Source organism: Nitrospinaceae bacterium, assembly GCA_018669005.1.
Classification (GTDB): Bacteria; UBA8248; UBA8248; order UBA8248; family UBA8248; genus UBA8248.
The window spans coordinates 1-23,362 of record JABJAL010000015.1; the positions used below are offsets into that span (position 1 = coordinate 1).

26 protein-coding genes are annotated in these 23,362 nt (G+C 52.5%); 20 read left to right on the forward strand and 6 right to left on the reverse strand.

What is annotated here, in order from left to right; genetic code table 11:
- Both HOJ95_01575 and HOJ95_01580 read right to left on the reverse strand, forming a co-directional pair.
- The coding region (locus HOJ95_01575) for a permease (GenBank protein MBT6393371.1) at nucleotides 1–633 on the reverse strand (633 nt) is incomplete at its 3' end.
- Between the two features lie 187 nt (nucleotides 634–820).
- Entirely contained in the window at nucleotides 821–1,339 is a 519-nt protein-coding gene (locus HOJ95_01580; protein MBT6393372.1) for a MarR family transcriptional regulator, read from the reverse strand.
- Between the two features lie 331 nt (nucleotides 1,340–1,670).
- Between HOJ95_01580 and HOJ95_01585 the strand changes: the two genes are divergently transcribed.
- The 3 genes from HOJ95_01585 (at nucleotide 1,671) to HOJ95_01595 (ending at nucleotide 3,214) form a co-directional block, all read left to right on the forward strand.
- Nucleotides 1,671–2,045, forward strand: coding sequence for a cupin domain-containing protein (locus tag HOJ95_01585; GenBank protein ID MBT6393373.1), 375 nt, complete (start codon nucleotides 1,671–1,673; stop codon nucleotides 2,043–2,045).
- A 124-nt stretch (nucleotides 2,046–2,169) separates the two neighbouring features.
- A complete protein-coding gene (locus HOJ95_01590) occupies nucleotides 2,170–2,547 on the forward strand; it encodes a hypothetical protein (GenBank protein ID MBT6393374.1) in 378 nt (125 codons plus the stop codon).
- A gap of 31 nt (nucleotides 2,548–2,578) precedes the next feature.
- Nucleotides 2,579–3,214, forward strand: coding sequence for a cyclase family protein (locus HOJ95_01595; GenBank protein ID MBT6393375.1), 636 nt, complete (start codon nucleotides 2,579–2,581; stop codon nucleotides 3,212–3,214).
- A 22-nt stretch (nucleotides 3,215–3,236) separates the two neighbouring features.
- Here the strand turns inward: HOJ95_01595 and HOJ95_01600 are convergent, their stop codons facing one another.
- Nucleotides 3,237–4,103 (reverse strand): isocitrate lyase/PEP mutase family protein, encoded by an 867-nt coding sequence (locus HOJ95_01600; protein MBT6393376.1) that lies wholly within the window; start codon nucleotides 4,101–4,103, stop codon nucleotides 3,237–3,239.
- Nucleotides 4,104–4,315: 212 nt separating this feature from the next.
- Between HOJ95_01600 and HOJ95_01605 the strand changes: the two genes are divergently transcribed.
- A complete protein-coding gene (locus tag HOJ95_01605; protein MBT6393377.1) occupies nucleotides 4,316–4,645 on the forward strand; it encodes a 4a-hydroxytetrahydrobiopterin dehydratase in 330 nt (109 codons plus the stop codon).
- 2 nt (nucleotides 4,646–4,647) lie between these two features.
- Nucleotides 4,648–5,700 (forward strand): glycosyltransferase family 4 protein, encoded by a 1,053-nt coding sequence (locus HOJ95_01610; protein ID MBT6393378.1) that lies wholly within the window; start codon nucleotides 4,648–4,650, stop codon nucleotides 5,698–5,700.
- Here the strand turns inward: HOJ95_01610 and HOJ95_01615 are convergent.
- On the reverse strand, nucleotides 5,652–6,200 hold the full coding sequence (locus tag HOJ95_01615; protein MBT6393379.1) for a cyclic nucleotide-binding domain-containing protein: 549 nt from the start codon (nucleotides 6,198–6,200) through the stop codon (nucleotides 5,652–5,654). The genes HOJ95_01610 and HOJ95_01615 overlap by 49 nt on opposite strands.
- A 795-nt stretch (nucleotides 6,201–6,995) precedes the next feature.
- Between HOJ95_01615 and HOJ95_01620 the strand changes: the two genes are divergently transcribed.
- The 13 genes from HOJ95_01620 to HOJ95_01680 all read left to right on the forward strand — a co-directional run bounded on the left by HOJ95_01620 (nucleotide 6,996) and on the right by HOJ95_01680 (nucleotide 19,082).
- A complete protein-coding gene (locus HOJ95_01620) occupies nucleotides 6,996–7,157 on the forward strand; it encodes a Flp family type IVb pilin (GenBank protein ID MBT6393380.1) in 162 nt (53 codons plus the stop codon).
- Nucleotides 7,158–7,435: 278 nt separating this feature from the next.
- Nucleotides 7,436–7,795: a hypothetical protein gene (locus tag HOJ95_01625; GenBank protein MBT6393381.1), complete on the forward strand. Its 360-nt coding sequence runs from the start codon at nucleotides 7,436–7,438 to the stop codon at nucleotides 7,793–7,795.
- Between the two features lie 60 nt (nucleotides 7,796–7,855).
- Nucleotides 7,856–8,755, forward strand: coding sequence for a Flp pilus assembly protein CpaB (cpaB, locus tag HOJ95_01630; GenBank protein ID MBT6393382.1), 900 nt, complete (start codon nucleotides 7,856–7,858; stop codon nucleotides 8,753–8,755).
- On the forward strand, nucleotides 8,752–10,128 hold the full coding sequence (locus tag HOJ95_01635; GenBank protein ID MBT6393383.1) for a hypothetical protein: 1,377 nt from the start codon (nucleotides 8,752–8,754) through the stop codon (nucleotides 10,126–10,128). Before cpaB ends, HOJ95_01635 begins: the two co-directional genes overlap by 4 nt.
- Nucleotides 10,125–11,330, forward strand: coding sequence for a P-loop NTPase (locus tag HOJ95_01640; GenBank protein MBT6393384.1), 1,206 nt, complete (start codon nucleotides 10,125–10,127; stop codon nucleotides 11,328–11,330). The genes HOJ95_01635 and HOJ95_01640 overlap by 4 nt, the downstream gene beginning before the upstream one ends.
- Nucleotides 11,330–12,808, forward strand: coding sequence for a CpaF family protein (locus HOJ95_01645; GenBank protein MBT6393385.1), 1,479 nt, complete (start codon nucleotides 11,330–11,332; stop codon nucleotides 12,806–12,808). The genes HOJ95_01640 and HOJ95_01645 overlap by 1 nt, the downstream gene beginning before the upstream one ends.
- A gap of 6 nt (nucleotides 12,809–12,814) precedes the next feature.
- Nucleotides 12,815–13,756, forward strand: a complete 942-nt coding sequence (locus tag HOJ95_01650; protein ID MBT6393386.1) for a hypothetical protein — start codon at nucleotides 12,815–12,817, stop codon at nucleotides 13,754–13,756.
- Between the two features lie 18 nt (nucleotides 13,757–13,774).
- Complete coding sequence (locus HOJ95_01655) at nucleotides 13,775–14,704, forward strand: type II secretion system F family protein (protein ID MBT6393387.1); 930 nt, start codon at nucleotides 13,775–13,777, stop codon at nucleotides 14,702–14,704.
- Nucleotides 14,701–15,684 carry a hypothetical protein gene (locus HOJ95_01660; protein ID MBT6393388.1) on the forward strand — a complete coding sequence of 328 codons (984 nt, stop codon included), beginning with the start codon at nucleotides 14,701–14,703 and terminating at the stop codon, nucleotides 15,682–15,684. Before HOJ95_01655 ends, HOJ95_01660 begins: the two co-directional genes overlap by 4 nt.
- Before the next feature lie 33 nt (nucleotides 15,685–15,717).
- Nucleotides 15,718–16,743, forward strand: coding sequence for a hypothetical protein (locus tag HOJ95_01665; GenBank protein MBT6393389.1), 1,026 nt, complete (start codon nucleotides 15,718–15,720; stop codon nucleotides 16,741–16,743).
- A gap of 80 nt (nucleotides 16,744–16,823) precedes the next feature.
- On the forward strand, nucleotides 16,824–16,991 hold the full coding sequence (locus HOJ95_01670) for a hypothetical protein (protein ID MBT6393390.1): 168 nt from the start codon (nucleotides 16,824–16,826) through the stop codon (nucleotides 16,989–16,991).
- 426 nt (nucleotides 16,992–17,417) lie between these two features.
- The gene (locus HOJ95_01675; protein ID MBT6393391.1) at nucleotides 17,418–17,672 is read left to right on the forward strand and encodes a hypothetical protein; all 255 of its coding nucleotides are present in this window, start codon (nucleotides 17,418–17,420) and stop codon (nucleotides 17,670–17,672) included.
- Nucleotides 17,673–17,879: 207 nt separating this feature from the next.
- Complete coding sequence (locus HOJ95_01680) at nucleotides 17,880–19,082, forward strand: hypothetical protein (GenBank protein ID MBT6393392.1); 1,203 nt, start codon at nucleotides 17,880–17,882, stop codon at nucleotides 19,080–19,082.
- Between the two features lie 140 nt (nucleotides 19,083–19,222).
- Here HOJ95_01680 and HOJ95_01685 read toward each other — a convergent pair whose 3' ends face one another.
- On the reverse strand, nucleotides 19,223–20,602 hold the full coding sequence (locus HOJ95_01685; protein ID MBT6393393.1) for an FAD-containing oxidoreductase: 1,380 nt from the start codon (nucleotides 20,600–20,602) through the stop codon (nucleotides 19,223–19,225).
- Nucleotides 20,603–21,111: 509 nt separating this feature from the next.
- Here HOJ95_01685 and HOJ95_01690 point away from each other — a divergent pair.
- A complete protein-coding gene (locus tag HOJ95_01690; protein ID MBT6393394.1) occupies nucleotides 21,112–21,399 on the forward strand; it encodes a chorismate mutase in 288 nt (95 codons plus the stop codon).
- A 72-nt stretch (nucleotides 21,400–21,471) separates the two neighbouring features.
- Nucleotides 21,472–22,857 (forward strand): DNA recombination protein RmuC, encoded by a 1,386-nt coding sequence (gene rmuC, locus HOJ95_01695; GenBank protein MBT6393395.1) that lies wholly within the window; start codon nucleotides 21,472–21,474, stop codon nucleotides 22,855–22,857.
- A gap of 186 nt (nucleotides 22,858–23,043) precedes the next feature.
- Here the strand turns inward: rmuC and HOJ95_01700 are convergent, their stop codons facing one another.
- The gene (locus tag HOJ95_01700) at nucleotides 23,044–23,304 is read right to left on the reverse strand and encodes a hypothetical protein (GenBank protein ID MBT6393396.1); all 261 of its coding nucleotides are present in this window, start codon (nucleotides 23,302–23,304) and stop codon (nucleotides 23,044–23,046) included.
- Nucleotides 23,305–23,362: the final 58 nt, after the last annotated feature.

The window sequence follows — 23,362 nt, forward strand, 5'->3', positions numbered from 1 at the left end:
CCATTTTCCCAAGAAGAGTGAGACGCTCCCCGCCTCGAAGAAAAAGCGCCGCCAGCGTGACGTCTGGTTTGAGAGGCCAAATAGATCAGACGCCCCCCCCGTCTCACAGCAAGAATCGACCTGTCCCAAGCCACGAAGTTGATTTTGAAGGTAGCCCCGGCGAATGAGCGCCGAGACTAAATAGCCCGCGCCCCCGCCCAGTACCACTGCCGCTACTAGTCGCCCCGCCGCGTAATCGAGCCCCAAAGTGCCTGAGGTAAGAAGGAACATTTCGGGGCTCATCAAGGGTGAACTGATCCAAAAGGCCATGATAGGTGCGAGGGGAACGCCTCCTGTCAGCATCGCCGCTATCAGCGGAAGAACGCCGCATGAGCAGAACGGAACCGTTGCACCGGCTAGCGCAGCTCCCGCGACGGCTACTTTTTCTTGGCGAGAGAACACTCCCCGTATTTTTTCAGCAAAACCTGAGACTGTTGCCCATGCTGAGGCTGACACGCTGAACAGAATGTATGGCAGGATCTCCCACATCTGCTCGGCGACGAAAATAATATTTTTCCAAAGTTCAACCCCTAGTTTGCTTTGCATCGGGGCGGGAAGGGTGAGAGAGGCAAGTGCTGCTGTTGCAATGGCCATTGTACTGGCGATGAGTCGCCAGCGGTTTCTCACATAGGTGCTGCTGGTGTTCGACGAATGGGCTGCTCCTTGGGAGGCGCCTGAGTCACAACAACTCACTGGCAAGACCGATGCCGAATCGCAACAAGCAGGTGGTGCGCTAAGTATTTGAAGTTTGTCCGGGCTTTTTGATTCTGTAGCCATGTTGCTAGCTCTCTATCTTCGACTCGGTCGAGGCTGCCCGTGCAAGTTGCTCAAGCGCGACAACGAAATTTTCGCTTTCCTCTTGCGGCAGATGCTCGATGAGCTTGCCCTCTCGCTCTGCACACTCGCACCTAATCTCATCCCAGAGCGCAAAACCCTTCATCGTGGGCTCAAGACAGCACACGCGCCGGTCACCCGGTTTTTGACCCCGTTCGATAATCTCTCGCTCTACCAGTGGGTCCGAACAGCGCGTCAGTCCGCTAGGTGTGAGGCCCAGCTTTCCAGCGAGATATCCCATCGTTAGCGTCTCGGAGCTTTCCTCGCATAGGGTGCGCAAAAGACTCCACTGCGTCAGAGTAATGTCGTGGCAACACACAGTCTCCCGGTCGATGGGGTGCATGACTGACCATAGGGTGTGAAGCGCCTGGTGGAAGCGCTGTCCAAGCGCCCCCTCGACGTCACCTGCGTGAGTTGGTGTGGCCCTATTAGTGCCCTCGCGGGCAGGTTTTTCCTTAGTGGTCATGGCCTTTAGTCTCCTGCCTTAAGAGGGCGAATATCTCGATCCAGGCGGGAATGTATCTTGGATCAATAATTGACTTAAGCAAATATATAGTCTTTCAAGCTTCCCGTCAAGTAAATTTCCCCAGCTTTAGCTCAAGCGGTTTTGTCCTAACCTCTCTTCAAGCGGATTTTCCTCAATTTCCCACCGAATCCCTTTCCTGAACAGCATTTTGAAGCCTCCCTCCTCGCCCAGAGGGGTCGATACGCGCTACCCTGGACTGATTCCATTTTTAAAACATTTATTCAAAGGAAAGTATCCTGGATTTAAGGGCTTTAATCGGAGGGGAGGCAAAATGAACATAATCGACCTGAACAAAGAAAAATCATTTCGTCCCAAGCTACACACGCCGGTGCGGCTGGGGAAATTCCCAGAGGGCGTCGTCGCGGTGGATTGCTTTGCGCCCGGGCAGATCGGCCCCATGCACAAGCACGAAGAATCCACGGAGATTAATTTTTGCTATCAGGGCGGCGGCACCATGAAGACAGATGAGGGCAAAGAGGCGGTCTTGCCCGGCACCTTCGTTATCCACCCGCACGGGGAGTATCACGAATTCGAAAACGGGCCGGAGGAAACCCTTCTCTTCCGCCTGCGCCTGGGTGGGGATGAGAGCATCCACCGCCGCGCGTGGCGGGAAAACCCTGACTGGAAGCCCGAGGACGAAACGTAGCGCCGATGCGTTTAGCGTTAGATTCTCAAGATTCCGGCGGCGGCGCAGCGTCCACCGAGCCGGTGAATTTTATTTTTCGTTTTCACAAAGGGAGCGCCGCACCCCTTTAAAGAGGAAGGACCGTATGCCCCTTTTCGTTGTTCAGTCGAGAAGAAAGGAAAACATACCGGACGCCGAGTACAAGGCCGCCCGGCAGGAGCACCTCCGCTGGCAGTTTGAGACAGAGGCCAGCGGTCGCCTTTTTGCCGCCGGCGGGCTGATTGATCCCGCCGAGGGCCCGCCCCCACGGGGGGGCATGTATATCGTCATCTGCGAGGACGAAAGGCAGGCGAGGGCCCATGCCGAGTCTGACCCCTACCACGCCCGGGAGATTCGGGATTACACCCTTCATCTTTGGACACTCAACGAAAGCTCCTTCCTTGGGATGGGCTTTCGGGCGACCCTGAATGGCGACGATCCGTCGAATCCCAAATACCGCCCGCCCGCCGCTGGGGCGAGTTGATTTTATCGGTTCTATAATAAGGAGTTTTTTCGTGTCGCTTATCGATCTGACGATTCCTATCAGGGAGCAGATGCCGGTCTGGCCGGGCGATCCTTCGCCGAGCATACGGTACACAAGCTCTTTTGAGGCGGGAGATCACAACAACGTTAGCGCGGCGACTATCGGCCTTCACACCGGCACCCACATGGATGCGCCCAAGCATTTTATTCGCGGTGCGGGTGGGATGGAAACGATCTCGCTTGATACCCTTATTGGCCCGGCGCGGGTTATAGAAATTGAAAACCCTGAGCGTGTTGAGGCCGAGGAGTTGCAAGGAAAAAACATTGAAGGTGCGACAAGGTTCTTGATCAAAACGCGCAACTCGGCCTCAAAGTGGTGGAAAAAACCCTTTGATCGCGCTTTTTGTCACATGACCGAGGAGGCGGCGCGTCTGCTTCTCGATGCGGGAATGAAACTTTTGGGTGTCGATTGCCTCTCTGTCGATGGGCATGCGGCTGCCATCGCTGATGCGCCGGTGCACAATCTATTGCTCCCCGCAGGCGTTGTGTTGCTTGAGGGCCTCAATCTTTCGGGGGCCGCTCCTGGCGACTATGAGCTTATTGCGCTGCCCGCCCTATTTGAGGACAGGGACGGCGCGCCTGCGAGAGTAGTGTTAAGAGGTCTTTAGTTTTCTGTGGCAGATGTGTCCGCTATTCGGCGGGAAGGAATTTTGATTCTGTTTTTCTGATGGCGTCGTATCCGGCCAAATCGAAACGTTGGGGGTAGGTAAGCATTCGCCCGGCCATTGATTCGAGCGATCCCTTCTCTTTTAAAATCTTTGCGGCCTCGCGCATGGCAAAAGCGGAAATTCGCTGTAGCTCGCCAGGATAGACGGCTATCTTAAAACCCATCTTCTCTAGTTTCGAGGGCGCCATTTTCTCTGCCCCCCAGGCGACGACAAGAAGGCAGGGCGCATCTACTTCAAGGGGGATGCGGGCGAGTTCCGCCTCGCCCTCGGGCCCGGTGATAAAAAGGATATCGGCCCCTGCTTTGCTGTAGGCCTGGCAGCGCCGGATGGCCTCGTCAATGCCGTGGCTCTCTCTGGCGTCGGTGCGAGCGATGATGACGAAGTCGGGGTCTTTTCGCGCTTGCGCGGCGGCGGCAATTTTCAAACACATCTCCTCGGCGTCGATTACTTCCCGGCCGGAGAGGTGGCTGCATTTTTTGGGTGATATCTGGTCTTCGAACTGGATGCCCGAGGCACCCGCACTCTCGAACTCACGAAGGGTACGCTGAGCGTTGACGGCGTTTCCGTATCCCGTGTCGGCGTCGGCGATAACGGGAAGCGAGACGACCGACGTGATGCGCCCGCAGGCCTCGGCCATTTCGGTGAGGGTCAAGAGCCCTACATCGGGCAGCCCGTGGGTTCCCAGCGAGACACCAGAGCCCGTCATGTAGAGAAGCTCGAAACCCGCCTCGGCGGCGACCTGGGCCGAAATGCCATCCCAAACGCCGGGTGAGGATATAAGGCCGGGTGCGGTGAGCATCTCTCTGAGTTTGGCGGGTTGTGAAGTCATTTCTCGTCTCCTGGGTTGACGCCTTCCGTTGAGCAATACTTTCCATCAAAAAAACGCCCTTTAGTATGTGATACTCCCGAGTATGCCAACACGGAATTTTGCTGGCAACGGTATGTGAAAGGGCGAAAATTTCTGGACCGTTTGCGCCGAAATATAAAAATCGTAATGATCTGGATAGCCGTCAAACCAGTTGTGTCGGGAGGGTTTTTTATATGAGAGAGTTGGCATCTAAGGAATGTGTGCCTTGCAAGGGTGGTGTCCCGCCCCTCGGGGGGGATGAACTGGATAGTCTGAAGGGTCAGCTAGGGGGTGAGTGGGAGATCATCGATTCGCATCATCTTGAAAAAGACTATAGGTTCCCGGATTTTCGTGCCGCACTCGATTTCACCAACAGGGTAGGGGAGCTTGCCGAGGCGCAAGGTCACCATCCGGACATCTATCTGGCCTGGGGGAAAGTTAAAGTGACGATCTGGACGCACAAGATCGATGGTTTAACCGAGAGCGACTTTGTCTTCGCCGCAAAGTCGGATGCGGTTCTTTAAAATTGCGAATTGCCTTCCTGAATTCCTGGTACGCCGATTCTGCCCAGGGTAGCGGTACGGCGGCGGCCATTTCGGGCCTGCGCCGCGGGCTTGAGAATTTAGGTCATCAGGTGGAAATTCTTTCTCCAAATGTTTCTACCCCGGGTTTTTTTAGGCGGCTTCTCTATAACATCGGGCTTACGACGCGCTCCTTGGCGAGCCGTTTTGATTTGCTCGTGGGATTCGATATCGACGGGTTTCTTCTTTCTACCTCGGTTAGCCGATCAGTGTGCCTCTTTGGTGTTTCAGCAGAGGAAATGCAATTTGAAAGGGGATGGCCGCGTCTCTATCTCGCTGCGTTGTCGCGGCTTGAGAGACAAAACGCCCGCCGGGCCTTTAGGGTGATCGTTCCCAGCGAGCACAGCCGGCGGGTTGCGATAGATTCTTACGGACTGAAGGCAGATTGTGTCGTGGTTGTTCCGCTGGGAATAGATCTTGAAGTTTGGAATGTGGTAGACACCTACTCGACTCGGCGCCAAAATAACCCTCCGACAATACTTTCTGTTGCACGCCAATACCCTCGAAAAAATACGACTTCGCTTATATCTGCGATGCCCGGTGTTCTTCGAAAGGTGCCTGATACACGTTTGCGAATTGTCGGTGGCGGTCCAATGTTGCCTATGTTGCGCAAGCAGGTGGCGTCGTTAGGACTTGAAAAATCAGTTGAATTTACAGGTGAATTGACTACTGATGACGAAGTGAGGAAGGAGTTTTTTGAGGCCGATGTTTTTGCGCTGCCTAGTCTTCAGGAGGGGTTCGGCCTGGTTTTCCTTGAGGCGATGGCTGCCGGGCTCCCCATCGTAGCTGCACGCGCTGCCGCTGTTCCCGAAGTGGTTCCGGATGGGGAGGCTGGAATCCTCGTTCCGCCCGGAGATGTCGATGCGCTTGCCGAGGCGCTCATTCGTTTACTGAAAGATGAAAAACTGCGGATGGAGATGGGGGGCGCAGGACGAAAGCGAGCGCGTTTTTATATATGGGAGGAGAAATGCTCGTTGCTTCTTAAGTCGCTCGGATAACCCGAGGCCATATGCATCAGGACGGTGTTCATATTTGAAATCTTGTCGCTGAGACTCTCGGCAATGTGGGTGAGTATTTTAATCGTCAAATTAGGAGACGGATTTGAGGACGGGTGGTGCAGCAGTTTGTCAAAATCGAGTTGAAGGAGTGTCGAGTGGCCTTTTGATTTTGTCGTGGCGGATCGAGGTTGATTGTTGAACATTGACATCTCGCCCATGATATCGCCTACGGCGAGGGTAGCCACAGTGTTAGAGCCGTCTTTATCATAGCCCCCGAGTTGAACTTCGATCTCCCCACTTACAATGAAGTAAATTGAACGGTCTTCGAGCGAGCCTTCCTCAAAAATAATTTCGTCATCGTTGAAATTATGCATGACACCATGGACAAGCAGTTCATGGCGTTCATCGTCGTTAAGTATTTGAAAAATACCAATGTTGGCAACGCGTTTGAGCAACTCTGCTCTTTGAGCCGCGAACCTGGAACCGAATGCGGTGGGCATTTCTGTTGTCCTCGAGAAAAAGAACCAATGCAGGCACTGATAAAATTCAAAATTTCAGTGACCCAGTAATTAGATCGTAAATCTTGATCCAGAGAAAAATTCTCGAATCAATATAATCAAACGAGTGGCTATTGCCATACTAAATATTGTAGTCGTATGCCAAAAAGCATCGTCAAGGATAGAGAACTATATTTTAAAAATCAAGAATTTGTAGATAACTTAACTATATTAATAAAAATAATGAAATGTATTTTTACGTAAAAAGTATCCTGAATCACCGTAGGTCGTTCTTTTTCAATGGGTATTATGTTTTTTTCCTTGCGATTTAATTTAAATATGGTTAAATAACTTCGCTAACGGAAAAATAACATTTAATTTTTCCGGAGAGATTAAAATGTAGTTGAGTGCTAAAGGGTGATATTTGCTTCTTTGATGATTGTTTTTTGACGATTTATTTAACTATGGCACCAAATTTTGTTGTGATGTGTTGTGGCTCTATCTAAAAGGGTGAATTGGGTTAATGACGATCTCCCCTCAGAGGGATATATTAATTGGCAAGGAAGTACTGAGAGCAGTAAGTGTATGAATTTGTGTTTGTTTTGAATGAACTGAAGGGATTTGAATTTGGTTCGGATTTAAGATGATAAGGCACACCTTGAGAAATTAATTGGTGGCATATCATTTGCTCTTTAGTGCTTGCAGAAGAGTTGAGGTCTTCAATGCTGGAGTCTTCAAGGTAGTTGGTTGTTATCTGGGTAGTTGAGGCAGTTTCTTTTCAGAGGAGAGGTGAAAATGATGTGGAATCTCTTAAAAAGCCGTATGGTTCGTGAAGAGGGTCAGAGTCTCGTTGAGTACGCACTTATCATTGCGCTCGTGGCTATCGTTTTGGTGGCTGGCCTGACAGCGCTTGGTACGGGAGTTACCGATACCCTCGACAGCATCACAGGCTCGCTCTAGTTTCGTATAGCCTAGCTAACGAACATCGGCCATCGCTGGTTGTTCAGGAGCTAAGGTTTCACTTAGCCTGATTGGGCTGGGTTGAGCAAAGGCTGGTTTTCGTAGTCTGTCGTGCGAGAACCGAAATTTTCTGCAAGGGCCTCGTCTCTCTAGAAGAAACGGGGCCTTTGCTGTGTTATGGCGGTGCTTATAGAGCGATGATATTCGACCCTCCAGCTATCAATGCGGCTAGATTCGTAGCTCTTTTAGGGCTTTGCGCGGGGGCATGCGTCTGGGATATGCGAGAGCGTCGTGTTCCCAATGTTTTGAGCGTTCCTGTCGCAATATTCGGGTTATTTTTGGCCTTGAGTGATGGTGGCTGGAGTGGTGGAGGATGGGCGCTGGCTGGTTTGGTTCTCGGGGGTGGATTGTTTCTTCCGCTTGTATTCCTTGGCTATATCGGGGCTGGGGACATGAAATTGATGGCTGCTGCTGGAACTCTTTTGGGCCCCCTGGGGATAGCCCGGGGCATTTTAGCTGGAGCCATTCTGGGAGGAATCTGGGCCGCGGGCTGGATGGTAGTGAAAAAGGACCGAAAAGCGACACTTCCGTATGCTCCTCCGCTTGCGGTGGGAATCGTGATTGCTTTTTTTTATTAGAGTGATGAAAATCAAATTTGGTGCTAAGCTGGAACTAATTGAATTGCTGGGGATTATCTCTTGAGAAGACGCGGTTTGTTAATTGGACTTGTTCTTGCCCTCGGGTTGGGTCTAGCTGCGGGTGCAATTGTGATGCGCCAGTCCGCGAGAACTTCACCTGCCCAGGCCAAGCAAGAGAAAACAGTAAAAGTCGTGGTGATGGCCAAAAAACTAACACGCGGCGTTAAACTTAAAGCCGGTGATGTCCTCATGAGGGAATGGCCTGAAAGGCTGCTTAATCCTCAATTTATAAAGGACATCAAACTAGCTATCGACAGGGTTGTTGTCGCAAACATGCTTGTTGGCGAACCAGTGCTGCAAGACAAACTGGCCGAAATTGGAAGCAAGGAAGGTCTATCGACATTAATAACAACGGGGCGTCGTGCATTTTCCATACGAGTTAAGGATGACACCGGTGTGGCTGGGTTTCTCCTCCCTGGTAGTCGGGTGGATGTACATGCGACTCTTGAAAAGGAAGTTGAAAAGCAAAAAAGCCAGTTGAAGGAGAAAACAGAAATTACGCTCGGAAACAAGGCCAAGACCATTACGATGACCAAGACGATTCTTCAGGACGTCGAGGTGTTGGCGGCAGGAGCCGAACAGGAGGCGGGAGGAAAGAAAGGCCGTATTACAGCAACGGTCGTGACGCTTCTTCTGACACCCGAGCAGAGTGATCGCCTGGCGCTTTCCGCCACGGTGGGAACGTTTTGGCTCTCGATGCGAAATCCTCGCGACAGGGTGAAGACGGATATCGATGCGATTTCCGTCAACGACATATTCAACATTGAGGAAGAGGCGGTCACGGCTACTTCGCCGGGCGATTCAAAGCCAAAGCCGGCCGCTGAGAAAGAAAAGAAAAAGAAACCCTCTCATGTGGTTGAAATTCTGCAGGGTGGCTCGAAAACGAAAGTCGAATTTTGATGAAAGGCTCAGAACTGATGTTCCAAAAGAAATACATATCGGCGGTTATCTTGTGGGCGCTTATTCCATGTATGTCACTTAATGCATTTGCCGCCTCTGTGCCCGCCGCAAGTTCGGAGTTTCCAGTCAATAGCCAAAAAATACAGCTCTCGCGCGGCAAAAGCCAGGTTTTTAAATTTGTGAATAAAATAAAACGGATTTCTGTTGCCCAACCGGATGTGGTTGAAGTGCTGGCGGCTAGTCCGTGGGACATGGTGCTAAATGGTAAGGAGTCAGGTGCTACGACGGTTATCGTCTGGGACGATACGGGCAAGATGTTCTCATATGAGGTCGTGATAGGCGGCACCGCCGCAATGGTTGCCAGGGTGCGGGATCGCCTCGAGAAAGTGCTTCCCGATGAAAAGCTCAGTGTCGAATCAGCGGGAGAGGGATTGATCATATCGGGTATTGCCGGAAGCAAAGAGACGAAAGACGTTGCGCTAAAAGTCGGCGAGGCCTTCGCACCCAAAAATGTAGTTGACAATATTCGAATTGAAGACCTCCCGGCCCAAGTCATTCTTAAAGTTCATTTCGCTGAAATTATTAAATCGGGTGCCATTCAACTTGGATGGGGATACATAAGGAATATACGAAACAACCAAAACCATGTCGGTTTTTTCCCGGGCTCCCCCGGGTTTTCGCCCTCCGGCCCCTTTCTTCCCCCGACCTCGGGTGCGCCTGGGCCGGATCTCACCTTCACCGATGTAATTAGCTTTTTCTTCGGCACCTCAAACCGTTCGGCCGGATTCTTTCTACGGGCACTCAAGCAAAACGGCTATGTACGCACGCTGGCAGAACCGCATCTCCGGGTGGTGAGCGGCAAGAAGGCCAAGTTCCTGGCTGGTGGCGAAGTGCCCATTCCTGTGCCCGGTGCCGATGGTTCCACAACGATTTTATTCAAGCCCTTCGGTGTTGAGTTGGAATTTAAGGCCAAGGTCAAAAGCACCGGTTATGTCGATCTTGAAATTACCCCTTCCGTTAGTGCGCTCGACAATACGATAGCGGTGGTTCTCTCGGGTACAACGGTGCCGGGGTTAAAGAAGAGTAATACAACTACCCAGATTGAGATGAGAGATGGACAGACTATTGCTATTTCGGGGCTGATTAACGAGGAGATTACGAAGAATCTCGATTCACTTCCTTTCCTCGGCGAGATCCCGATTCTGGGGCCCTTGTTTCAGAGTAAAAATTTTCAGGAAAAGAAAACGGAGTTGATAGTTCTGGTGACACCACAAGTTATTCGACCTCGCCGAGTAGCCGAACTGACGCTTACGAAGACCGGCTTTATGGTAGGGAGAACGCCAGTGACGAAAGGCAGGATACGGAACCAATGAGCCCTGATTCTGCAGGCCTGACCCTTGTACTTGATGATGAAGACGGGAGCCTTAAGGGTGCGCCCGACCTTCTGGCCGAAACGGGGCGGGATAATATTATCTATGCGGTCGGTGTCGAGGAGGCGCGCTCAGGATTAGGTGGTGCAACCCCAGAGATTGCTCTGATCAATTGCTCTCAAGGTATGGCCGAGGCGCAATCAAATTTGGCTGATTTGGCGGTCACACCAGGGTGGATAATCGCAGCGGCAACGTCTGAATTGGCGGCCGATCCTGATTTTCTTAGGGCGGCCATGCAGGCGCGTTTTAATGACATTCTTACTTGTCCACCCAATAATGAGGCGCTTGTTAAGTCAATCGAAAACGGATTGAACCACATCCAGGGAAGCTCCGGCGACGGTGGCGGCAAGGTGGTCGTTCTTTATTCGGGAAAAGGTGGAACTGGGGTAAGCACCGTTGCCGTTAATCTAGCGCTTGCGCTGAATCGTGCCGGTGGATTGCGGATTGGTTTACTCGATCTCGATCTTCAGTGCGGACTTGTCGCCTCGCTTATGAACCTTCAACCCTCTCAAACTTTGGGTAATCTTGGAGACGTTGCGTCTGAGGATATGGGGGCACTCAGAGAGGAAGTGCATAGCCGGATCACGCCCCACGAAAGCGGACTCCGGGTTATTGCCTCGCCAACGGTTCTCCACGATGGCTTGAATATTTCCGCCGATTTGGTTTCCAAGACCGTTCAAATTTTAAAGGACCGCTTCGATATCCTTATCGTCGATACACCGAAATGGGTAGGAGATCGCCTTGTGGCGGCTCTTGATGAAGCCGATAAGATATTATTGATTGTCGAACCACAGATACCCTCGCTGGCCAAGGCCAGGGAATCACTTCGCTTGTTTGCCCGCTTCGAGTATCCACCGGACAAAGTGAATTTGGTTTTCAATCGTGTGGAAAAAAAGGGGGAGCTACAGCCTGATGAGGCTGCCGAGGCTCTTAATCAAAAGGTGTATGTTTCGCTGCCAGCCGATGTTCAGCGTCTCACCGATGCCGCCAATCGGGGCACCCCTCCTCTGGGGGATGAAGTTCCTAAGGGGCCGTTTACTTCCGCTACTCTAGAGTTTGCCGACAAATTAAGAGCTGATCTTGGTTTCGCCCTTGCCGCACCTGCTAAGAAAAAACGCGGCTTCCTCTTCGGGAGGAAAAGTTGATGCCTGATACGCAATCGTTATCTGACGATACTGATTTCATGTCGCGGTTGGGCGGCAAAGCGGCTCCCGAGCCTCAGCCAACAAAAGAAGGCGATGCTCCGCCACCAAAGCCGCCCGTCGAGGCGAGCCGTGCGCAGGGTGGTTCAGTCCCAGCCTCTCTCCGGCAGCAATGGGAGGATTTGAAAGAAGAGCTCCATGGTGAGTTGCTCGGTCGGTTAAATTTTGAGGAAGTTGAAGGTCTTGAGGAGGATGAACTGGCCGATAGGCTTAGACCCTCTGTCCTGGAATTTGTGAACGAGGCGCTTCCTCCTGAATTCGCCGATTCTGCCGGACGCATGGTCAGCGAGTTGATGGACGAACTCCTGGGGCTTGGTCCGCTGGAAATAGCGCTCAAAAATAAGAGCATCAGTGAAATCATGGTGAACGGCTATGACCATGTTTATATCGAGCAAAAGGGAAAGCTTGTTCTCAGCCCAGAGATTAAATTTCGAGATGAAGTACACCTTCGGCGTATCATTGATCGGATTGTCACTCGGGTGGGTCGGCGCGTGGACGAGAGCTCTCCAATGGTGGACGCCCGCCTTCAGGATGGCAGCCGCGTCAATGCCATAATCCCCCCCCTTGCGCTTGATGGTTCCTCGTTGACGATTCGCCGTTTTCCGGAGACTGCACTTACCCCTGAGGATTTGGTTAATTTCGGATCGCTTACACCGGACATGGTGAAATTCCTCAAGGCCGCTGTAAGCGGCAGGGCGAACATTATCGTCTCGGGGGGCACCGGGTCCGGGAAGACGACGATGTTGAACGTGCTTTCGGGGTGTGTCTCTCCCGATGAGCGCATTATCACCATCGAGGACTCGGCAGAACTGCAGCTTCAGCAAGAGCATATTATTCGCCTGGAGACACGCCCCCCGAACGTCGAGGGCAAGGGCGATGTTTCGATGCGCGATCTTTTGAAAAACACGCTGCGAATGAGGCCGGATCGGATTATCGTAGGCGAGTGCCGGGGCGGTGAAACGCTCGACATGCTCCAGGCTATGAACACGGGACACGATGGCTCGCTGACCACACTCCATGCCAATACGCCCCGCGATGCCATCTCTCGTATGGGTGTCATGGTGGCCATGGCCGGGATGGATCTTCCTGAAAAAGCGATACGCGCCCAAATCGCCTCGGCGGTACATCTGATTGTTCAGGTATCAAGATTGATGGACGGCTCGCGCCGAACGACCCATATCACGGAAATCACGGGGATGGAGGGCGAGACCGTAACGATGCAGGACATCTACCTTTTCGAGGGGCACAGTGATACGCCCGGCGGAAAAATTGAGGGGGGGCATAGGACAACAGGTATCCGGCCCAAGATCGCAGATCAGCTTCTTGCCCACGGCCAGGAACTCCCCGCCTTCGTCGGCGAGGAAGAGGAAGGTGAGGGGGATAAGCCCAAGGAAGAAAAAAAGTCGGGCTGGGGAGATTAGATCTCTATGGATGCCCGCGCGGTAGTCGCTCTCCTACTCTTATTCGGCCTTGGCGCCGTTGTCATTTCGATTATTGTCAGGCGGCAAAAGCATCCGCTTAAAGATCGCCTCGATGTGATTTCTGAAAAAAAATCTGATGGGGCGAAGGATTCGCAATCGAGCATGCTTCGCGAAACCGCCGATAAGCGCCCGGGGCTACTTTCGAAAATTTCTGCATTCACGCGTCTCAAACTTCTTCGTGCCGGCGGTGCCACCGAGATGCGCCCGTTTGTAACACGGGTGATTATTTTCGCTCTCGTGGGTCTGGTCATTGGTGGCCCGGTGGGTGGGAAGTGGGGGCTCCTTGGTGGACTGTTTCTTGGCGCGATGATCCCCTACCTCTTGATTCATATGAAATTCAAGAGGCGTATGGCTAAAATGGAATTTGATCTTCCAACGGCGCTGCAATTTATTGTAAACGCACTTCGGGCCGGGCATGCTCTTAACTCTGCTATGGCCATTGTCGGCTCGGAGGGGCCCATCGGATGTCGCGATGATTTCGCTCAGTTGAACGACTCTCTGCGCCTGGGCGTGCCGATGCCAACTGCTTTTGAGCAGTTGCTGACCCGAACGCCAAGTGTTGACTTGCGATTTATGGCAACAGCAATGCTCATACAGCGCGAAACGGGCGGAAATCTGACGGAAATTCTCGATCGACTTAATTCGGTTGTCATGGAACGAAAGCGTATGCGCGGCCATGTGCAGGCGCTGACCGGGCAGGCACGCATGGGCGGCTATGTTGTCGGCGGCCTACCGTTTTTCCTTGCAGGCGGTTTGTTTTTTATGAATCCAAAATATCTGGATCCGCTACTCAAAACAGATTTAGGTAATTATGTGCTTGGCGGGGCGTGCGGGCTACAGTTCGTCGGCGCCCTTGTTATGAAAAAAATAGTCAACATCAAGATGTAACTTGTTAGAGGGATTCCCATGCTTTTGCCTTTGATGGTTTTCGGCGCCGTAGCATTGCTTGGGATAGTTGCGGTTATCGCTCTGAGCCCCCAGGAAAACCTTCTGAAGATGCGTCTCGATTCGCTAAATGCCAGCGGGGGTGGCGTGACTGGTGATAGTGCGCAGGACAAAACGCCTCCAAAAGAAAATTTCTTTGGTGTTTTGTCGAATAAATTGGGCAATGCTGCAAAAAGTATCTTTGAAGGCGGGAGTGATGAAACCGAGCACCGTTTGGCGATGGCAGGTTTTAATCCTCAGACGCATCTCTCGACCTTTAACGGGGCCAGGGTGATGGTAGGTCTTGGGCTAGCTACCTTTGGCGCGTTGTTCATGCTTTTGAGCGGAGCGCCGGTCGGGAAGATGATTCTTGCCGCTGGTGTGGGTTTCTTGAGTGGGATGCTTTTGCCCAACTTGTGGCTTTCGCTTCAGATTAGCTCGCGCAGAGAAAAAGTTTCGTCCGCCCTGCCGAATATGGTCGACTTGCTCGTGGTATGCGTCGAGGCCGGTCTTGGCCTGGACGCGGCAATGTCGCGGGTGGGAAGAGAATTGGCTCTCAGTGCACCTGAGCTTAGCCGGGAGTTGGGTCAATTGGGCCGCGAGCTCACGGGCGGACAATCTCACGAGCAGGCCTTAACCCGTCTCTCGTGGCGTATCGGAATCGAGGATGTAGATAATTTGGTATCCATGCTGATTCAAGCCGAGCGCTTCGGCACATCGATCGCGGTTTCTCTGCGCGTATTCTCGGATAGTTTCCGCACGGCAAGACGCCAGCGAGTTGAGGAGGCGGCTGCTAAAACAACCGTTAAACTTCTGTTCCCGCTCGTATTTTTTATTTTTCCGGCGATATTCGTTATTTTGCTTGGTCCTGCGGCGGTTAATATATTGACGGGCGGGGGGGGGCTGAAATGAGTGGTGCCCTCTCCATTGATGTTCGCGATTCAGTGCAACATGGCGCTCCTCGCCGGCTGGCGGAAAGGGTGCGCGTGGCAGATACCTTCACGAGCCGCCTTAGGGGTCTTTTGGGAAGCTCCCTTGGGGAGGATGAGGGTTTGCTGATTGTCCCGTGTGCCTCCGTTCATACGTTCGGAATGTCCTATCCCATTGATATTGTTTACCTTGACAAGGACTCAAGGGCGCTGGCCCTCTATCACAACCTCAAGCCCTGGCGCGCGACAAGAAGAGTTTTGGGTGCATACGGGGTTCTCGAACTCACCGCTGGCGCGCTTAAAAAGCACGACCTCCGCGTTGGGCAGATTGTCGAGGTCCCCCCCATGGAGGAGCAACCGGCGGGGAAAAGCCTTTTGGCCAACCTCGTTTTGGGCGCCTTTTGGCTCTTTCTTGCGCTATTCATGCTGCCCAAACTCGTCTCGGGCGAGGCAGGCCCGTCGGGCTACATGCTATTTGCCGTCAATACCCTGGTTGCCGTCTTATTCTTAACGCGCCGCAAGGAAACGCGGGTCACCGAATCGACGCGCGATCGCCTGGTGACGACGGTGTGCATCTTGATGAGTTTTTCACTTCGCCCGGCCGCCGGGGCATCGTTGATCTCCGGTCTCTGGGAGTCGGTGCTCCTTACCATCTCTTTGGTGCTCATATTCGCCGCCTATCTAAGCCTGGGTCGCTCGTTCGGCCTGATACCCGCAGATAGAGGGGTGAAGGTGAAGGGGATGTATCAATGGGTTCGTCATCCGCTATACGGGGCGGAAATGTTGTTCTTCATCTCCTTTGTTTTGGCAAACTTCACGGCCCGTAATGTTGTTTTCACGTTAGGGATTTTCCTCAGCCTGCATATGCGTGCTTTGGCTGAAGAGCGTTTGCTTTCCCATGATTCGCTATACCAAGATTTTTGCCAGCGTATCGGCAAGCGCTACATACCCTATGTAATTTAAAGGATGAGTCGAAATTTGTTTATGAAAAAATATATGGGTTCAATTCTTATCATGGCGATGATTCTTTCCGGATGTTCGATGGGAGAGGATATCGGCCAGTTCACTGGCTCCAATAAACTTGGTGGTGACATCACCATTGGCGAAATGCCCTGGATTCCGCTTGGCCTTTCGAGAGATGCGTATCTGGTGGCCGAAAAACGGATGTCAAGATTCGTCAAGGTCGGGATGCCGCGAAAGAATTTCGTCCAGAAGATGAAGCTCAACCCGGTTATGGGGGCTGAATGGTCCGACCGAGTAACCTCCGGGGAGGGCTGGTTTACAGAGCTCTCGCGAAGAAATAAATACGGGGATCTTGAGGTCGAGGAGTTCTCGTTTGGATACTACAAAGGGCATCGGCTTGCCGAGCGCTTCGCGGTGATTCTCGAGAACGGAGTGGTGCGTCGTGTCGCCCGCTCGCCCTGGACAAGTGAAGACGATCCCGCGCCGCCCCCTTTCAAAGTGTTTTCAAATGGCAACACGCTCAATCAAGAGTTGAAACTCGTCTCCTCCCACTACCGCGGAAAACTACAGTCAAAGCGGGCCTACGAAAAAATTCTGCCTTACTTGAAAAAAATTCGAGTAGGGTGGACCAGTGCCGAAGTTCGGCTGTCGCTCGGAGGCAGTCTGTACCGGCTACCCAATGGGTATATGTATTTCCAGGAAAGTCTTTTATGGAATGATGGTTTTACTCTCAATGATACGGGCCCGCTCTCGGTAGTGATCATGCCCTTTGGCTACCGCGACGATAAAGGCAGGCTTCGAAAAAAAGTTATCGTTCGTGCCGAGGGTGGATTGGTGACGGCAGTGTATTGGCAGCCGGATGCCCCGAAAAGAAAAAAGGCCCCGCGAAGCGTTAAGAAATTCACCCCGAAGCTCAAAAAATCACCCCTGAAAATGAAAAAAGCACCCGTGAAAGTTAAGAAATTCTCTCCGGGGCAGAAGATAATGAAATTCACCCCGAAATTTAAAAAAATACCACCGAAAATAAAGAAGGCGCCAAAGGAATTAGAGAAAAAATAACGGATTATTTGTAGAGGCGAGCGTATATCTCGTAGATGAAGTAGGTATTTTGTCCGGTGTTTCTCAAAAGGAGAGTAACCATGGCTTCGACGAATGGCGTAGCGCTAGGGATTATGTTTTTGTGGTTGTTGGTTTTAACGGTTGCGTTTATTCTTCATTGGATAAAGATTGAGCGGCACCATGTATTCGACAAGCATTGGGGCTCGAAAGTGTCCGATAATTTGAAGGCGAAAATCATCGGCGAGTAAAACGGGTGTATCCCGCGCCGGAGGAGGGCCGCCTTTTACCCTTCTCCGGCCAGGGCTGCCCCGCCGCCGCGCTCTCTTGATCGCCTCAACTCTTCAACAGCATATCCGCGCCTGATCTATTCTTTCCACCACGCCACCCTTCATCATTGAAATTCCCCGGCTCCAAAATAAATTAAAATCATTCGCACGCTGCCACGTGCGATATTTCAGACCCCAGCCATCGGCGAAATTTCGCTTATAAAAACCCCGTTTCGGCAGAAATCCGCCGATGGTAATTTTAGGTGCCTCCAACAATTTCGCCGGAAACCCTTTAAAACCGGGCGCGAAAATGTAATTTTTTAATTCTGTGAGTTTGGTACTTCTTTTGCATTGTTTGGGGTTAATGCAGTCGGAAAATAAACTAATCGTCTTCTTGGGAATAGTGTTGTGACTGAAAATATAGGCAAGCCAAAATCAGATGAAGCTAGAGCGCAGTATGTTTTTCGATTTCCGCGGTTCAACGTGGAGAATTCACTTACCCTCGACGAGCGAATGAAAGATTTCGAGAAATTTGTGATTGAAGCGGCCCTCACTGAAAGCAAGGGAAACGTTAAAATTGTTATCTATGACCTCAACATTCCCCGGCGAACGCTCAACGAAAAAATGCAAAAACACGGAATTGACCGGAGGGATTTTATTTAGACCCCGGCCATCGGTGAAAATCCGCTTATAACCCCCCCCCATAGGCGGATATTCGCCGATTGATCGGTCCGGAATTATGGTAAATTATATGAATTATCCAGTTTATTACGAATATTTATTGTTTAAAAGTTTAATGTCCTGAAAAGAATTGAACTTGTGAATATGCGAATTGAAACGAATTTTAAACTCTCGAATATGAGATCGGCCATGACCGCAAAACGAATTTCCTCAATCCTCACCGCACTCACGCTCGCATTGATGTTTCTTCTATCCGCCGCCGCGCCAAACGCCGAGGCCTGGTGGACGAAAGTCACGGGCGGGGGCGCCCTCGACATCGGCATCGGGGGCGGCAAAATCTGGCTCATTGGCTCTGGCACGGGCGATGGCGGCAATCGCGTTTACAGGTGGACGGGCTCGGGCTGGCAGTTCATGAACGCCCACGGGGTCCGCCTCGATGTCGACGAAAAGGGCATCGCCTGGGTCGTAAATAACAACGGCAGAATCTTGCGCTATAATGGTAGCAATTGGTATATGTCGTCACTCGGCTTCGTTAAAGACGTTGGGATCGGGGCCAACGGCGTCGCCTGGATCATCGGGTGGGGCGACGGCCCCGGCGGCCAGAAAGTCTACAGAAGAGGTGCCCAGGGCAGCTGGCAGGACATGAACGCCTACGGAGTCCGCATAGATGTTGACCCGTGGGGCAACGCCTGGTTGGTTAAGAATGACGGCTCCGTATGGCGCTGGACCGGAAGCAGCTGGGTGGGCACGTCAGCCGGCGGCGCCAAAGACGTTGGCATTGGCGCGAACGGCTCCACCTGGATCATTGGCTATGGCGCTGGCGGCAATCAGATTTACAAGTGGGACGCACCGAAATGGCTGTTATGGAATGGCGGCGGGATTAGCATTTCCGCCGATTCCAATGGGAAACCCTGGGTCGTCCAAAACGCGGCGAAACTCGGCGCTATCTTGCGCGGCACCGGAGATGTGCGGGGCTACCAGGCCCCCGCTACTGTGGGAATGACACAAGCTGAAGCTTCTAAAATGTTTTTTAATGCGGGACTGCAAGCAGGATACATTGCCAAGAAAGAAGTATATAGCCAGCCGGACCTCGACACCAAAGTGTGGGCACAGGGCTATCCCACGGGTACTTGGTTGCCGCCAACCACCAAGGTCAATTTATGGGTTTACAAGAACATTCAGCTCATTATCCCCCCCTTTAAAAAGGCTGTAACAAGGCGCAAAGAGTACAAAAATTTAATCGAATCTCTTGGCTTGAGGATTTTAAATGAGCCAAATGTTTGCGGGCAGAATCAGGCAACTGTCAATCAATTATTGCATGGTGTAATTCCTGCACCGGGAACTGTAGTGAAAAAAGGTGCTTGCGTTACATTACAATGGTGCTTTTATTAAACGTCTTAGCCCTAAAGGCCGTAAGGCTCATGGCAGGTTGAAAACATAAGCCATTCCCTAAAGGCTAGACGGCTGAAATTTTCCCCCGCGCTCACTCAATTGGGCGCGGGGGTTTTTGTTTGAATTTTCATCAACGCTGCCTACTCAAGCGGGGCAAGCTCGCCGAGCGTCGTGGGCACGAGTTCCGACACAGTGGGATGTATGTGCACCGCCCGCTGGATTACGGTATAGGGCGCTTTGGCGTACATAATGTCCGTCACGGCGTGGATCAACTCATCGCCCCCGACGCCAAGGACCGCCGCCCCGAGAAATTCTTTTGAATCCGCATCCACCAAAAATTTCATGAACCCCAGTGTTTCGCCTTTTTCTTTCGCGCGGCTGATATGAGACATCGGTTTTTTGGCGGCCAGCACCTTGCGCTCCGAGGCGCGGGCCTGCGTTTCGGTCATCCCGACCCGGCCCAGGGGGGGATCGATGAACAGGCCATAGGTGAGAATGCGCTCGCTCACGCGGCGCGAGTCGCCGTCGAGAAGATTGCCCGCGACGATTTCAAAATCGTTGTATGAGGTGTGGGTGAAAGCCCCCTTGCCGTTGCAGTCCCCAAGAGCCCAAACGCCTGGCGCGGAGGTTTGGAGTTCATCGTCCACCTCGACAAACCCGCGTTTGTCTATCTTGATCCCTGCCTTATCGAGGCCGAGATCGTCCGTGTTCGGCATCCGGCCCGTTGCGACGAGTAGGTGGGAGCCCACGGCTTCTCTATTAACCCCTTCACAATACATCTTGACGGCAATCTGTTCTCCTCGTTTTTCGATTTCAAGATCGCAGGTGTCGGCGAGAATATTTATGCCCTCGGCCTCGAGAATTTCCCGAACGGCGCTAGAGACATCCTCATCCTCTCGGGCGATGAGGCGGCTCCCGCGCTGGATGACCGTCACCTCGCTCCCGAAGCGGCGGTACATTTGTCCAAATTCGAGGCCGATGTAGCTGCCGCCCAGGATGAGGAGGTGCTCGGGTATAAAATCCACCTCCATGATGGAGGTATTTGTCATGTAATCGACTGAATCGATGCCGGGAATGTCGGGCACAGAGGCGCGACCGCCCACATTGATGAATATTTTTTCTGCCTCGATAAGCGTATCTCCCACGCTGACCTGGCCCGGCCCCTCGAAGCGGGCGTGCCCCTCATGGACGGTGCAATTTTCCATGGACTTGAGCCAGCCCTCAACGCCCTTGTTCGAGGCGCCCCGTATGGTGTCCATCCGGGCCTTTACTTTTTTCATGTTCACGGTGATCTCACCGTTAATCATGACGCCGTAATCTGCCGCCCGTCTCGCGTCGAAGGCTGCGCGGGCGCTGGCCACAAGTGTTTTCGTAGGGATGCAGCCTGTGTTCACGCATGTTCCGCCGAACAAACCGCGCTCTGCGATCGCCACCTGCATGCCCTCATTCGCTAATCGGGCGGCAAGCGAGGGGCCCGATTGTCCGGAGCCGATGATAATCGCATCATATTTATCTGGCATGGATTTTCCTTTCACAAAAAATTAAAAGGCAGGCGCTAGATTTACATGCCCCGGTGCGGACTATGTCCGTTGTGGACTGTGTCCGGTACGGACTGTGTAAAAGCTATTGCACCAACCTAAAAAAGTTGCAGGCAAATTTTTTTCCACATGATTTCTTGAGCATAGGTATTCTAACGACTATTGGCCTAGTGAGAACAAATTTTTTCATGGGCAATTATTTTTGCCGCAAGCCTAGGGAGCCAAAGTTTATCTATGGGGGCAGATTGCGGCCACGCTGCTGGGAGCATCATTTAGGCGGCGGAAATGCGTAACTAGTTGAAATTTAATTTGTAACAGGACTTGGTGGCAGAGCAATTGCGGATTCGCCTGGACAATCCGAGTTGATTCATACTATCCCCTCGGCACGGGTGATGGTACGATTTTCAGACGACAGAGGCACCCTACTAATTTTATAATCTCCCCATGCCTTGATGAAATCAGTGGCCGGCGGATTTTTGGAGAGAATGTATATGACTGAAGGGCTCGATGATTTCAGGCGCCGCATCGATGAGTGTGATAAGGCACTTGTCGAACTTATCAACAAACGCCTTGGTATCTGTCTTGAAGTTGGGGATTTTAAGGCCGAGCGCGGCATGGAAGTGCGCCACCCCGATAGAGAGATGGAGGTCATCGACAGGGCAGCCGCCCACAATGGGGGGCCATGCCCCGATGATGCTGTGAAGAAAGTTTTTCGCCTGCTTATCGATACCGCTGTTGAACTCGAAGAGAATCACGATATCGCCCGTCCCGAGAAATAAACCCGCCGGCTAGGTCGTGCCGGTGTTTGCCGCCCGCGAATTAACCCGAAGCATCAGGATGCAGGTGACGCTATGGAATCTTTCGCCTGGATATTAGCGCTTGCTGTTGGCGCGGCTGCCGGTTTTTATGCCTCCCGTCATTTAAGCAATTTACGCCAGCTCGCGCTTGAGGAGCGCCTTGGGGAGACGACCCTGGAGGCGGAGAGTCTCAAGGGAATTCTCGCCGAACGCGATGCCGCCATTGCCGGGCTCAGGGAGGAGGCGGCACGCCTCAATGCGATGATGGCGAGCGAGAAGGCGGCTGCGGCTGAAAAGCTTGAGTTGCTCAACAAGACGGCAGACGAAATGCGCGAGACCTTCAAGGCGCTTTCCTCGGACGCCTTGCAAAACAATAGCCAATCCTTCCTCGATCTGGCCAAATCCACCCTTGAGAAATATCAGGTCGAGGCCAAAGGCGATTTGGAGGTGAAGCAAAAAGAGGTGGCCTCGCTCGTGGCTCCCATCAAGGAGTCTCTGGAGAAGGTGGACGCTCAGCTTCAGGAGGTTGAAAAGGTCCGGCGCGAGGCTTACGGCGGTCTCTCGGAGCAGGTTAAGTCGCTTGTCCAGACGCAGGAAAAACTTCACTCGGAAACCGAAAACCTTGTTAATTCTCTACGGACGCCAAACGTCCGGGGGCGTTGGGGCGAGGTCCAGTTGCGGCGGGTTGTCGAAATATCGGGAATGCTCCGCCACTGCGATTTTGTGGAGCAAACCTCTGTCACCACCGACGAAGGCCGCCTTCGGCCCGATATGATTATCAAATTGCCGGGCGGCAAAGAAGTGGTGGTGGACGCAAAAGTTCCACTGCTGGCCTACAGCGAATCCTGGAAGGCGGAGAGTGAGGAGGCCCGCAGCGCCCATTTGAAAAACCATGTTCGCCAGATTCGAGACCACATGTCGGGCTTAAGCTCTAAGCGCTACTGGGATCAATTCTCAAGCTCCCCGGATTTCGTCGTAATGTTCCTGCCGGGAGAGAGCATCTTCAGTGTTGCCCTGGAGCATGAGCCGGGGTTGATTGAGGAGGGCTTCACCCAGCGCGTGTTGCTGGCGACCCCGACGACGCTGATTGCGATATTAAGTGCGGTTGCCTACGGCTGGCGCCAGGAGAGGGTGGCCGAAAGCGCCCAGGCGGTGAGCGAACTGGGACAAGAGCTCTATGAGCGGCTTACGAACTTGGCCAAGAACTTTTCTGGTGTTGGAAGGGGGCTTAGCTCGGCCGTGGATTCCTATAACAAAACGGTGGGAACCCTGGAGGCGCGTGTTCTTGTGTCCGCCCGGAAATTCACGGAGCTGGGCGCGGGCTCCTCAAAGGAGATAGAGACCGTGCTGCCGGTTGAAAAAGCGGCCCGGATTATTCAGGCCCCAGAATTAATAGAGGAAAACGGTGGCGATTCCGCCAGTGGCCCAGAATCCCCCTAGCCAAGAAAATGTCCTCGAATTAGGCAATGCCCTCGGAAAAAAAAGTTTGTGCAGACAAGGCGCTTTGAAGGAGTCGCCATAGGCAAGAGATGCGTTTTGAAGAAACTGCCAAAGGTAGGAGGCGTTGTTTTACAGGAAAATTAGGTAAGCGAAAAAACGATTTTCAGCAACAATTCGCGAAAAATATTAAAACGATTCATCCCTTTTCGGGAGGCTCGAAGGCCGAAGGTCGCTGGCGCGTCCCAGATCATTGTGCCCGTAGGGCGGAGAGTTTTCTGCCGCCTCATTTCCGCTGATAAAGCTCTGCCCGGCCCATATCACCCTTCCAATTACCCTGTCGCTAAATGATTCTCCCGGTTGAAGCTTCATGAATTCCACCTTGAAAGCCTGGCGGTTGGCCGGGATGAGCGCGATATGCCCGGGGTCGAGGACTTCGATATATTTCACCGTGCAGCCTCCATCCATATCGCGAACAGCGAAAATCGAGTCCGGCATGATGACGCGA

Bases quoted from the DNA above. Each gene is read 5' to 3' on its own strand.
- HOJ95_01665 (MBT6393389.1), top strand. From the start codon at position 15,718: ATGGGTTCAATTCTTATCATGGCGATGATTCTTTCCGGATGTTCGATG.
- HOJ95_01615 (MBT6393379.1), bottom strand. From the start codon at position 6,200: ATGCCCACCGCATTCGGTTCCAGGTTCGCGGCTCAAAGAGCAGAGTTG.
- HOJ95_01660 (MBT6393388.1), top strand. From the start codon at position 14,701: ATGAGTGGTGCCCTCTCCATTGATGTTCGCGATTCAGTGCAACATGGC.
- HOJ95_01620 (MBT6393380.1), top strand. From the start codon at position 6,996: ATGTGGAATCTCTTAAAAAGCCGTATGGTTCGTGAAGAGGGTCAGAGT.
- HOJ95_01580 (MBT6393372.1), bottom strand. From the start codon at position 1,339: ATGACCACTAAGGAAAAACCTGCCCGCGAGGGCACTAATAGGGCCACA.
- HOJ95_01685 (MBT6393393.1), bottom strand. From the start codon at position 20,602: ATGCCAGATAAATATGATGCGATTATCATCGGCTCCGGACAATCGGGC.
- HOJ95_01640 (MBT6393384.1), top strand. From the start codon at position 10,125: ATGAGCCCTGATTCTGCAGGCCTGACCCTTGTACTTGATGATGAAGAC.
- HOJ95_01585 (MBT6393373.1), top strand. From the start codon at position 1,671: ATGAACATAATCGACCTGAACAAAGAAAAATCATTTCGTCCCAAGCTA.
- HOJ95_01625 (MBT6393381.1), top strand. From the start codon at position 7,436: ATGCGAGAGCGTCGTGTTCCCAATGTTTTGAGCGTTCCTGTCGCAATA.
- rmuC (MBT6393395.1), top strand. From the start codon at position 21,472: ATGGAATCTTTCGCCTGGATATTAGCGCTTGCTGTTGGCGCGGCTGCC.
- HOJ95_01680 (MBT6393392.1), top strand. From the start codon at position 17,880: ATGACCGCAAAACGAATTTCCTCAATCCTCACCGCACTCACGCTCGCA.
- HOJ95_01605 (MBT6393377.1), top strand. From the start codon at position 4,316: ATGAGAGAGTTGGCATCTAAGGAATGTGTGCCTTGCAAGGGTGGTGTC.
- HOJ95_01590 (MBT6393374.1), top strand. From the start codon at position 2,170: ATGCCCCTTTTCGTTGTTCAGTCGAGAAGAAAGGAAAACATACCGGAC.
- HOJ95_01655 (MBT6393387.1), top strand. From the start codon at position 13,775: ATGCTTTTGCCTTTGATGGTTTTCGGCGCCGTAGCATTGCTTGGGATA.
- HOJ95_01600 (MBT6393376.1), bottom strand. From the start codon at position 4,103: ATGACTTCACAACCCGCCAAACTCAGAGAGATGCTCACCGCACCCGGC.
- HOJ95_01690 (MBT6393394.1), top strand. From the start codon at position 21,112: ATGACTGAAGGGCTCGATGATTTCAGGCGCCGCATCGATGAGTGTGAT.
- HOJ95_01650 (MBT6393386.1), top strand. From the start codon at position 12,815: ATGGATGCCCGCGCGGTAGTCGCTCTCCTACTCTTATTCGGCCTTGGC.
- HOJ95_01670 (MBT6393390.1), top strand. From the start codon at position 16,824: ATGGCTTCGACGAATGGCGTAGCGCTAGGGATTATGTTTTTGTGGTTG.
- HOJ95_01645 (MBT6393385.1), top strand. From the start codon at position 11,330: ATGCCTGATACGCAATCGTTATCTGACGATACTGATTTCATGTCGCGG.